This is a genomic window from Paenibacillus sp. FSL W7-1088, from assembly GCF_037969855.1.
GTDB lineage: Bacteria > Bacillota > Bacilli > Paenibacillales > Paenibacillaceae > Paenibacillus.
Map to the genome: position 1 here is coordinate 2224554 of NZ_CP150216.1, position 11516 is coordinate 2236069.

Below are 11516 nucleotides of genomic sequence, written 5' to 3' on the forward strand. Positions count from 1 at the left end.
TTGGATTCCTCCCTCCATATACTGATATGGCAGAAATAAGCGGGCGTATACCCATACTGGCAGTCGCCAGTTGGAGCGAGTTCCGCACAGGGGAGGAATCCGGGGTGCTGCATCATTTTATTTCATTACTGGCGCTTGCTTTGGCGCTTAGTTTAGATGGTTTTGGAGTCGGGATTACATATGGGCTGCGGAGAACTAAAATTCCGCTGTTATCCATTGTCGTCATTTCCATCTGTTCGGGTCTGGTTATTGCATTATCCATGCAAGTAGGTGTGCTTCTGTCACATGTCGTATCTCCGGACGTGGCTTCGATTGTCGGAGCGGTTATTTTGATCGGTATTGGCGCATGGTCGTTGCTGCAACTTATTCGAAAACGGGGCAAGGAACAGCTGGAAACGGACAATGGAGTGGGTGAGGGAACAGGAGCAGGAACAATCCGCAGTAGTACGCAAGCCTCACAAGAAGTTCAGTCGAAGGGCAGAAATCAGGTGCTCGCGCTGGAGCTTGAGCCATCTGCTCCTGGAGGATCGCTGGAACGAATGGTCTTTACACTTGAACTGCGGAAGCTGGGTGTGGTTATTCAAATCCTACGTAGCCCCTCGAAGGCGGATATGGATAACTCGGGCAGTATATCCGTCCAAGAAGCGATGTGGCTTGGTATAGCTCTTTCTCTGGATGCTTTTGGTGCAGGATTAGGGGCAGCATTATTGGGATTCCCGACTTTGTGGACAGCATTAGTTATTGCATTGTTTAGCGGGGCTTTTCTGTCACTAGGTATGAAGGTTGGATTACGCTTTGCTGCTCTGCGTTGGATGCGAAGATTATCTGTATTACCTGCGCTTTTATTAATGTTTATGGGAATAATGAAGTTGTTGTGAGGTGAAATAAATGAATATTGGCTTAACCGGCGGGATCGCGACAGGCAAAAGCAGTGTGTCCGCCTTTCTCGCCAGTAAGGGAGCGTTGCTCATTGATGCAGATGTTATTGCCCGGGAAGTAATGCTGCCCGGGCATCCCGTTTTGGCTGCGGCTGTTCAGCGGTTCGGACAAGCCATATTGAATGAGGACGGAACACTGGATCGGAAAAAGCTGGGCAGTATTGTGTTTCAGAATCCAGAGGAACGTAAGGCACTGGAGGCTATTACACATCCTGCGATCCGCAAGGAAATGCGTGAGCGAGCTGCTCTGTATGAGCTTGAACATCCGGACAAGCTGGTCGTATCGGATATTCCATTGTTGTACGAGTCAGGGCTGGAGGATGGCTTCGAAGAAGTGATGGTTGTCTATGTCCCGAGGTCTGTGCAACGGGAACGACTGATGAGCCGGGATGGAATGACGGCAGACCAGGCAGATGGCCGGATAGACGTGCAGATGGATATTGAAGAGAAGAAGCAGCGAGCTGACGTGATTATTGATAACAGCGGCTTGTGGTCAGAGACGGAGCAGCAAATCATTTCATTTTTGCATCGTAAGGGCTTATTATGAGATTGCTGCGTAAGAAACGAATATTGTTGTTGATGTTTGTGTCTTTTGTATTGGTGCTGTTCCTAAATACCAATTGGATGTCATGGTTCTATCCGATTCATTATAAGGAAGAGATTAGGGCCCAGTCTCAGAGTTATGAGGTTGATCCGTTTCTCATAGCTTCCATCATCAAGGTGGAGACCAATTTTAAGACAAGCAAGGAATCCAAAAGAGGTGCCATCGGGTTAATGCAGCTGATGCCAGACACCGCAAACTGGATTATGGAGCAAGCGAAAATTCCGGGCACCTCACTGGAAGAATTGAAGCACGAGCCTGAAAGAAATATCCAGCTGGGTACCTGGTATCTACGTAATCTGTCCGATCAATTTGACGGGAATGAAGCGGCTATGATTGCTGCTTACAATGCAGGTCCAGGTAAAGTGAACTCATGGCTAAGGGATGGCGTATGGGACGGCTCTTTCGAGACGGTCAAAGATATTCCGTTTGGTGAAACCCGGCACTATGTACAACGCGTCATTTATTATTATAATCAATATGTAAAGATCTATAATACGTTCTAAGTTAAGACGCTCTGGATTCGTGGTCTAAAATAAGTAGAAGCACCGAGCAGACCGGTTATTCACCGGCCGCTCCATGCTCCTCTGTGTACCGTATTACGATGCAGATATTATTGGTATTGACCTGCCAATTGCTGTTCTGCAATTGTTACCAGACGCTTCGTGATGTATCCACCGATCGAACCGTTCTCGTAAGAAGTCATGTTACCTTGGTATCCGTCTTGTGGGATGCTGATTCCGAGTTCTTGAGCAACTTCATATTTCATTTGCTCGAGAGCTGCGGAAGCTTTAGTTACCACCAGGTTGTTGGAGTTACCATTGCTTTGTGCCATTGCTGTTCACCTCCTCGCGGTTGGTAAAAGTATTATGTGTCGGCAATACGATTTTCATAACTAAATGCTTAAGGGAATTTGTGGTAAAAAGTCAAACGTGGGAAGTGATCTGATTTGAAGTGTCCTTATTGCGGTTATATGGGTACCAAAGTGCTTGATTCACGTCCGGCCAACGAAGCGAAATCGATTCGTCGTCGCCGTGAGTGTGAGCAGTGTGCCCGAAGATTTACAACCTTTGAGATGATTGAAGAAACACCGTTGATCGTTATTAAGAAAGATGGCAGCCGGGAAGAGTTCAGCAGAGACAAGATTCTCCGTGGTCTGATTCGAGCTTGCGAAAAACGGCCGGTGTCGGTAGAAACGCTGGAGATGATGGTATCCGAGACAGAAAAAGCTCTGCGGAATACAGCCGATGCTGAAGTCGAGAGCCGTCAGATTGGTGAACTGCTGATGGAACAGCTGTTTCCAGTGGATGAAGTAGCCTATGTTCGCTTCGCTTCAGTGTACCGTCAATTCAAAGACATCAATATGTTCATGAAAGAACTGAAATCTCTTTTGTCCAAAGAAGACATCGAGGAGTAATGGAGCGGAAAAGGAGAAGAGCATTCTGGGTTACGGTCATGTGTTCCAGGTAAAAGGTTGTTCTTCTCCAATCATTTTGGTTGGTAAAAAAATGGTTGACAGCAAAAGCTGTATTTTATATGATATAGGAGTCGCCTGCGGAGCATTGCAGAGTTGGACAACTTGTTTCACTCATAATTCTGGGGCCTTAGCTCAGCTGGGAGAGCGCATCGCTGGCAGCGATGAGGTCAGGGGTTCGATCCCCCTAGGCTCCACCAAAATAGTAAATGCGCGCAGTTCTTCGGAACTGCGTTTTTTTGTTTTTGTATGGACATTCGCTGATAGGACGAAGAAAGTGCCGTATGCAATACTATTCAATAATTTACTGAACGAGGACTCACAATGTTATATAATAGCACATGACTGGACAAGCATTTTCTTGAAATTCGCGGTGAATCCTAACTTAGAGAGAGTGGGTAACAGGATATGTATAAAACAAGAATAATAAGAAAGTTATTTATGGGTGTAATTATTTTAAGTTTGCTGCCATTGTACTTATTTGACAAGGCGTTTGCTGCCACTCCAACAGCCACCATTGTTGTAGCTGACGAACTTCTGACTTCCGGAGAAACGTCAATGGTAACGATTACATTTTCAGAAGCGGTGACTGGATTTGATCTTGCTGATTTGGAAACAGGTAGCGGCATTCTTAGTGGATTAACAACTTCTGACAATATCACTTATAGCGCAACACTCACGCCGCCTCTAAGCAATCACAGCGGCCCCTTCAATATTTCGCTCAATCATTCAGGTATAATTGCTGGAGGCAATGTGGGGAGCGGAACCACCGTATCTAACCATTACTATGTCGACACAGTTATGCCTATCGTTACAAGTGTATCTGTTCCTGCCAATGGCACTTATGGTGCAGGAGAAGACTTGAGTTTTACAGTGAACATGAACGAGATTGTTGTCGTAACCGGCATTCCAACGATCCCGTTAATTGTAGGAACAACGACTGTGTATGCTAACTATGTAAGCGGTTCGGGGACAAACGCGTTGCAATTTAGATATACCATCCAAACCGGACAATCTGATACTAACGGGATTACCATAGGAGCCTTGTCACTGAATGGCGGATCAATTAGGGATGAAGCAGGTAACGATGCAGTATTAACGCTTAATAGCGTGGGTAGTACGGCGGGCGTGCTAGTAGATGCAATTTCCCCAACGATCACAAGCGTATCGCCGACATTGGGTTCCACATCCGGAGGCACGACTGTCACGTTGACCGGTACGAACCTGACCGATGCAACGGCGGTGAAGTTCGGTGCAACGGAGGCGACGTCCTATACAGTAAACTCGGCGACACAAATTACAGCCATCGCCCCAGCGGGTAGTGCAGGAACGGTAGACGTAACGGTAACGACACCGGGCGGTACATCAACGACATCGGCGGCGGACCAATATACATACCATGCCGAACCGACGATTACGAGCGTATCGCCCACATCGGGTCCGACGACCGGAGGCACGGCCGTTACGTTGACCGGTACGAATCTGACCGATGCAACGGAAGTGATGTTTGGTGCAACGGAGGCGACGTCCTATACAGTGAACTCGGCGACACAAATCACAGCCATCGCCCCGGCGGGTAGTGCAGGAACGGTAGACGTAACGGTAACGACACCGGGCGGTACATCAACGACATCGGCGGCGAATCAATATACATACCATGCCGCGCCAACGATTACGAGCATGTCGCCGGTATCGGGTCCGACGACCGGAGGCACGACTGTCACGTTGAGCGGTACGAATCTGACCGATGCAACGGCGGTGAAGTTTGGTGCAACGGCGGCGACGTCCTATACAGTGAACTCGGCGACACAAATCACAGCCATCGCCCCGGCGGGTAGTGCAGGAACGGTAGACGTAACGGTAACGACACCGGGCGGTACATCAACGACATCGGCGGCGAATCAATATACATACCATGCCGCGCCAACGATTACGAGCATGTCGCCGGTATCGGGTCCGACGACCGGAGGCACGACTGTCACGTTGAGCGGTACGAATCTGACCGATGCAACGGCGGTGAAGTTTGGTGCAACGGCGGCGACGTCCTATACAGTGAACTCGGCGACACAAATCACAGCCATCGCCCCGGCGGGTAGTACAGGAACGGTAGACGTAACGGTAACGACGCCGGGCGGTACATCAACGACATCGGCGGCGAATCAATTTACGTGGTTTGTTGTTACGCACGCGATCAGCCCATTGTCGGATGAGACGCTGAATGCCCTGACCGCAGGGTATGCATCGGGGACGCAGGCAACGAAAACGGTCACCTTGACACGAACGGGAACCGGCGACTTGACGAGCTTGGCGACAGCGCTCGGCGGAACGAACGCCGGCAGCTTTACGATTACGCAGCCGACGGTGACAACGCTCAATAGTGGGACGCCGTCGACGACCTTTACGGTAAAAGCGAATGACGGACTGGCCGCAGGGACTTATAAGGCTACAGTAACAGTGTCGGCCGGGGGCATGACGCCGGTTACCTTTACTGTAACGCAGGTTGTTAATAGTAGCAGTAACAATAGTAGTGGCGGTAGTGGCAATAGTAGCAGTAGCAGTGGTGGAACTACTCCTGTTACATCAACCCATTCGGATATTGACCAAAACGGCATTATGATTGACTGGGCTAAAATCGACAGTAGTAAGCCGTCCGTCACTCTTGAAATTACACCAAAAGACGGCGTTGCCTATGTCAGAATACCGGCAAGCATTTTAACGAGCATTGAGGGCAAGAACGCTACTTTCTTCATCGAGATTAAGACTCCTTACGGCAGCTATCAAGTGCCGGTCAATCTGGCATCGCTCATTCCAGGGCTAAAGGACTTGTTAGCTAAGAATAATGTGAATAACGATGACATTAGCTTTAAAATCACGCTAACCGACAAGTCCGGCGATAAGGACTTCCGAGCAGCATTTGCAAACAGCCTGCCGAATGGCCATGCAATGGGTGCGATTGTAGATTTTCATATCGATATCATCAACACCAAGACGGGACAAGCAATCGGAACGGCAGATAAGTTCAGCAAGGCACTTACAAGAGAGATTCTGATGCCCAAGAGCATGACCGGCATGCCAGCTCAATGGGGGGCATTCCGCTATAACGTAACGACAAAGAAATTGGAGTTTGTGGCAGCTGAGAAAAAACAGATTGACGGCAAATGGGTTGTGAAGATCAAATCCTATTCAAACAGTGTCTACGTTGTGGCACAAAACACGGTAAGTTTTGCTGATGTACAGCAGCATTGGAGCAAATCTGATGTCGATCTTGCTGCTGCGAAAGGTCTGGTTGAAGGCGTAGGCGGTGGACTGTATGATCCTAACAAAGCGGTAACCAGAGCAGAGTTTACGGCTATGTTAGTCCGGGCGCTTGGACGCGGCGCATCTGATAAGGACATAGCGCCCTATAACGATGTCAAACCAGGTACGTGGTATTCCGGCGAGGTATCCACAGCGAAGGAGCTCGGACTGCTCACCTTTGTGAAAGGGAACAGCTTTACCCCTAATCAGCCGCTTACACGAGAGGAAATGGCTAGTATGCTGGCGGCAGTGGGGAGACTTGAACAGTTGCCGATATCCAAGGAGCCGGTGAGCCTTAATGGCTTCAAGGATATCGGAAACGCGGATACAGCCTATATTGAGGACGTTCATCTGATGGTCAAGCTTCATATCATGACAGGCACGGGCGCAAACACGTTCGATCCAAAGGGGGAGACGACACGCGCGCAAGCGGCGGTAGTGTTCATCAGGATGCTACGGACGCTGGGTTCAATCGATAGATAAGATTCATGGAAAACCCGCTTGAGCAGAGCTGACTCAATGGGTCAATTATTTCGCTGTAAGATGCTAACAAACCTACCGCACCCAAATGTGTCAGGTTCATTAGAACACCAAAACAGATTAGAATAACTTGAACCAAGGGCTGTCCCCGTCATATTCATGACTACGGGGCAGTCCTGTTTTTATTCCGATTCACTCAGATTAATCTGGACAGCGCGTAAAACGGATGTTATATTGTTTCTATAAGAAACAATATTATTCGTAAAAGAAATTATTAACGATAAACTCTTATGATTACTTTACGGATAATGTATCAACAAAATGGCTCAAGACGGATCTGCCAGTTGAGGCTTGAGCACAATGAAGGGATGTAATGAAGAATGAACCATATCGAGACAACCATTCAATCTTTTGACGGAACCCAGCTTTATTTCAGTAAAAATATTGTAAGCGATTCCAAGGCAGCCGTGGTCATCGTTCATGGTTTGTGTGAGCATGCTGGCCGCTATGATTACCTAACGGACAAACTGAACAAACGTGGTTTTGACGTATACCGTTTTGACCATCGTGGTCATGCAAGATCAGAAGGGAAGCGTACGTTCTACAGTGATTTTCATCAGATTATTGATGATGTGAATGTGGTTGTTGAAGCGGCCTTGGAAGAGAGCGGCGACATTCCTCTTTTTGTCATTGGGCATAGTATGGGTGGCTTTGCATCCTCTTCATTTGGAACGAAATACCCAGGCAAAGTAAAAGGGATTGTTCTATCCGGTGCGCTTACTCGTTACCATACAAAGGTTGCCGGAGAACTGCCGCTTGATCTTGCCCCGGGCACGTATTTTCCGAATGAGCTTGGTGGCGGCGTATGCAGTGATCCGGAAGTGGTATCTGCATACGTGAATGATCCGCTTGTAGAAAAAGAGATATCCGTTGATTTGTTCAATAGCTTGGGTTACGGAGTGACTTGGTTAAAAGCACATGCGAAGCAGTTTGTCGATCCTGTACTTGTTCTGCATGGGGCAAACGACGGACTGGTGAGTGAACATGATTCGCGCGACTTTTACGGAGATATTGCCTCAACCGATAAAACGCTGAAAATATATGCCCATCTCATGCATGAGATATTTAATGAACCTAATCGAGATGAAGTCATCGAGGAAGCCATCACATGGATTGAAAAACATATTTAAATTCTGTACTCTGGAATAGAGAGAGAATTTGAAGGTGAAAGGGATTATTCATGAAATTAGAATGGATGGGCGACCATCGGGAACTGATTGAAAAGATCATCAAGTACGGTAATGCGTACTCCAACACCTATAAGCTGCAGCGAAGTTATGGTACGGATATGATGTTCTCTGCTTCACAGATTCAGACATTGGAGTATATTCTGGAAGCGGAGGACAAGGAAGAAAAGATGTCGGAAATGGCAGCACGACTTGGCGTGAGCCGCAGTACGTTTTCTAAAAATGTGAAGAATCTTACAGAAAAAGGATTGCTCGAAAAATACCATTTGAGTGGTAATCGCAAAGACATTTATGTCAAACCTTCGGCGAATGGACGTGTGGTGTACGCCCAATATACTGAATTTGTTCGTGAGCTGTGTTTTGATGATATTTTTCGATTGGCTGGCACGATTTCAGAGGCTGACAAGGAAAGCTTTATACGCATTATGGATTTGTTTGCCGATGTGTTGGTCTGGTATGGTGAAAAAGAACAGGAGCCGCGCAAGCTCATCAAAATTGATCCGAATCGTGAGTAAATGGTGTATCATGCACGAAAACATTAAAGATGCGACCGTTTCCCCATTTATACCGGGGAACGGTCGTTTATTTTTATTCCATTTTATAAATAGTTACTTTGGGAAGAATGTACTCCGGATGAATCAGCAATGCTAAAATAGGTATAGCCAATAAAACCGCATAGGGTGAGCTTAATTTGAGTTATTACCCGCTAACAGGCATAACAGTCACGGAGGACAAGAACATGAACAACTCGGAATGGGCAGAGTCCTATTTTCCAATATATACAGCAGATAGCATTCAATCATTGTATAGTACGTCAACCATGCCGATACATAGAATCCATGAGAACCTGACCGTTCTGTTGGCCGTTTCAAGTGGTAAAGGTACACTTCATCTCGACGGTCACATCTACGAACTCACCGATGGGATGGTAATCCTTATTCCGGCGAAGAGTGATGTTGTAATACAAGGGAATCAGATGCACCCTCTTCATATATACACTCTCTCCATCAGCACACAAGAACAGAAGCGATCACTGCCAATGGAAGCCATGGGACGGTCCAGTGTGCTTGAAGCAGGAACATATATTGAGTTCTATGAACCAACGATTGCAGCTCACCTTGAGGAGCTCTATATGAATCGTTTACCTGGCAATGAAGTCAGGCATATGCGTAACCAGATTCTGTTTCATCAAGTACTGATGAGTCTGTTGGAGCGAATGGAAGCAAAATATACTGCGAGTGAGCAGCCGTCCATGGAACGTAGCATCGCATTTATGGAGAACCATTTTAGTGAGAAAATAACAACCGAAGGACTTTCCGAAATTGCGGGGGTCAGTCGCTCTCATTACTCCATCCTTTTTAAGCAGCTTACTGGATTTGCCCCCAATGAGTATCTTTCACGCTTGCGTGTTCACCGAGCCAAAGAGTTATTAATTGGCGGGTCCGCTTCACTTCGTGAGATCGCGCTGAAAGTTGGATATAAGGATGAATTCTATCTTAGCCGCCGCTTTAAGCAGCAGACAGGAGAGAGTCCATCCGGCTTCGCACATCGAAGGCTTTCTCAACGAGTGGCTGTGTGGTGTGCACCTTATGCGAGCCATCTGATGTTACTTGGTCTGGAACCAGCGGTTGTCATCTCGGAAAGCAGCGAATATGTAAGCACAGAGGGAGTAAGCCCACCTCAAACGATACGTTTTATCCATTCCGACAGTTCACCTGAACAAATAAAGTCCGCATTGCTGGATGCCAATATTGAGCTCATCATTGCAGCAAATCAGCACCTGCACATGAACGGATTAAGTTCTGAACGTCTGAGATCCATCGCCCCTATTGTCGAAATTGCATGGATGGAGCTTGGGTGGAAAGAACATCTGCGGTTTATCGCACAGGCGACTCATAGGGTGGAGCAGGCAGAACAATGGCTGGCAGACTTTGAAAGGGAAGAACAGCAGGCACGGGAAGCCATTCAAACGAGCCAGATTGTGAATGAGACGCTAACTATTCTCGTCATCAAACCGGACACCTTACAAATATATGGAATCAGAAATGTCGGATATGTGATGTATCAATCGCTCGGGTTACGTCCTCCGGCCAAGATTGCCCAGGAAATACAGAGGTTTGGCGATCAATTTCATTCGGTATCTATCCAACTGTCGGAACTTCAGGATTACGAGGGCACTCGTATGCTCGTTATTGTTTTTCCAGATGAAAAAGGGTCAAAGGGCCATTCAGAAATTATATTTCACTCGGAATACTGGAAAGAGCTCGAGGCAGTGAAGCGAAATCGGATCTATCATCTAGAGCAGGAAGAGTGGATACCCTACAATCCGGTTTCCATTCGTTTGCAGCTTGGACGGGCGGTATCCTTATGGACTGGCATCCAATAATCCAAAGGTTTTCTCAAACAAAAAGGCATGGTTAGGTTCTTCCTGCATGCCTATAATTAGCTATTGTAATGAGAATGATTTTCATATTCAAAGAGAAAAGGGAGAGAGTCATCACATGAGAAAGCTTTTTGTTCCATTTATATTCGTTCTGGTTTTATTGCTCAGCGCTTGTGGAACCAATTCAACCAAAGATACAACGGGGGATGCAACGGCATCCAACGAATCCACTTCTTCGAACACGGATTCAGCAGGTGCTTCATCCGAGTCAGAATCGGGCACGTTCACTTATCAATCGGAGTCAGGCCCTGTGGAAGTTCCTTCCCACCCGCAACGTGTGGTTGTACTGACCCGATTCCTGACAGGAAACGTGATGGCACTGGATGTGCCGCTGGTTGGCGTGGATGAAATGTCCAAAGAGAACCCGAATTTCAAAGAAAAACTGGCGAATACAGAGGCGGTTACCGATGAAAGTCTGGAGAAAATTATTGAATTGAACCCGGATCTGATTATCGGCCTGTCTGATATCAAGAACGTCGATAAGTTGAAGCAAATTGCGCCAACAGTCACCTATACATATGGTAAGGTAGACTTTCTCAAGCAGCAACTGGAGATCGGAAAGCTTGTGAACAAAGAAAAAGAAGCACAAGCCTGGGTTGACGATTTTGACGCTCGAAGCAAAAAAGTTGGGGAAGAAATCAAAGCCAAAATTGGCGCGAATGCGACTGTATCCGTTATTGAAACGTTCAATAAACAGCTTTATGTATATGGCGAGAAATTCGGACGTGGAACGGAAATACTGTATGATCAATTCGGTTTAGGTATGCCAGACAAGGTCAAGGAAGCGACCAAGAAAGACGGATTCTTTGCTGTATCGAACGAAGTACTGAAAAACTACATGGGTGACTATGTAATATTCAGTAAAAATGCCGACGAGGACAATTCGTTCCAAAATACCGAAACCTACAAAAATATTGATGCGGTGAAAAATAATCGAGTATTCGAAGCGGATGCCAAGGCATTTTACTTCAATGATCCACTCAGCATGGAATACCAGCTGGAATTCTTTATCGAACATTTTCTTGGCAAGTAAACC

10 protein-coding genes and 1 tRNA gene are annotated in these 11516 nt (G+C 46.9%); 10 read left to right on the top strand and 1 reads right to left on the bottom strand.

The window, feature by feature from the left end; translation table 11 throughout:
* Nucleotides 1-104 precede the first annotated feature (104 nt).
* The 3 genes from MKY42_RS10280 to MKY42_RS10290 are packed head-to-tail and all read left to right on the top strand — an operon-like array spanning nucleotide 105 to nucleotide 2045.
* Complete coding sequence (locus MKY42_RS10280) at nucleotides 105-878, top strand: manganese efflux pump (RefSeq protein WP_177185663.1); 774 nt, start codon at nucleotides 105-107, stop codon at nucleotides 876-878.
* A gap of 10 nt (nucleotides 879-888) precedes the next feature.
* Entirely contained in the window at nucleotides 889-1485 is a 597-nt protein-coding gene (gene coaE / locus MKY42_RS10285; RefSeq protein ID WP_090895418.1) for a dephospho-CoA kinase, read from the top strand.
* Nucleotides 1482-2045 (top strand): lytic transglycosylase domain-containing protein, encoded by a 564-nt coding sequence (locus tag MKY42_RS10290; protein WP_090895420.1) that lies wholly within the window; start codon nucleotides 1482-1484, stop codon nucleotides 2043-2045. Before coaE ends, MKY42_RS10290 begins: the two co-directional genes overlap by 4 nt.
* Nucleotides 2046-2152: 107 nt before the next feature.
* Here MKY42_RS10290 and MKY42_RS10295 read toward each other — a convergent pair whose 3' ends face one another.
* Nucleotides 2153-2374, bottom strand: a complete 222-nt coding sequence (locus MKY42_RS10295; RefSeq protein ID WP_017689472.1) for an alpha/beta-type small acid-soluble spore protein — start codon at nucleotides 2372-2374, stop codon at nucleotides 2153-2155.
* Between the two features lie 114 nt (nucleotides 2375-2488).
* Here MKY42_RS10295 and nrdR point away from each other — a divergent pair, with 114 nt between their 5' ends.
* From nrdR to MKY42_RS10330, 7 genes are all read left to right on the top strand, one after another.
* Entirely contained in the window at nucleotides 2489-2956 is a 468-nt protein-coding gene (gene nrdR / locus MKY42_RS10300; protein ID WP_090895424.1) for a transcriptional regulator NrdR, read from the top strand.
* A gap of 181 nt (nucleotides 2957-3137) precedes the next feature.
* Nucleotides 3138-3213, top strand: a tRNA-Ala gene (locus tag MKY42_RS10305).
* Nucleotides 3214-3454: 241 nt separating this feature from the next.
* Nucleotides 3455-6793 (top strand): IPT/TIG domain-containing protein, encoded by a 3339-nt coding sequence (locus MKY42_RS10310; protein WP_339850761.1) that lies wholly within the window; start codon nucleotides 3455-3457, stop codon nucleotides 6791-6793.
* Nucleotides 6794-7170: 377 nt separating this feature from the next.
* The gene (locus MKY42_RS10315; RefSeq protein WP_090895428.1) at nucleotides 7171-7980 is read left to right on the top strand and encodes an alpha/beta hydrolase; all 810 of its coding nucleotides are present in this window, start codon (nucleotides 7171-7173) and stop codon (nucleotides 7978-7980) included.
* A gap of 50 nt (nucleotides 7981-8030) precedes the next feature.
* The gene (locus MKY42_RS10320; protein ID WP_339850766.1) at nucleotides 8031-8552 is read left to right on the top strand and encodes a MarR family winged helix-turn-helix transcriptional regulator; all 522 of its coding nucleotides are present in this window, start codon (nucleotides 8031-8033) and stop codon (nucleotides 8550-8552) included.
* 224 nt (nucleotides 8553-8776) lie between these two features.
* On the top strand, nucleotides 8777-10423 hold the full coding sequence (locus tag MKY42_RS10325; protein ID WP_339850769.1) for a helix-turn-helix domain-containing protein: 1647 nt from the start codon (nucleotides 8777-8779) through the stop codon (nucleotides 10421-10423).
* 115 nt (nucleotides 10424-10538) lie between these two features.
* Nucleotides 10539-11513, top strand: a complete 975-nt coding sequence (locus tag MKY42_RS10330) for an iron-hydroxamate ABC transporter substrate-binding protein (protein ID WP_339850772.1) — start codon at nucleotides 10539-10541, stop codon at nucleotides 11511-11513.
* Nucleotides 11514-11516: the final 3 nt, after the last annotated feature.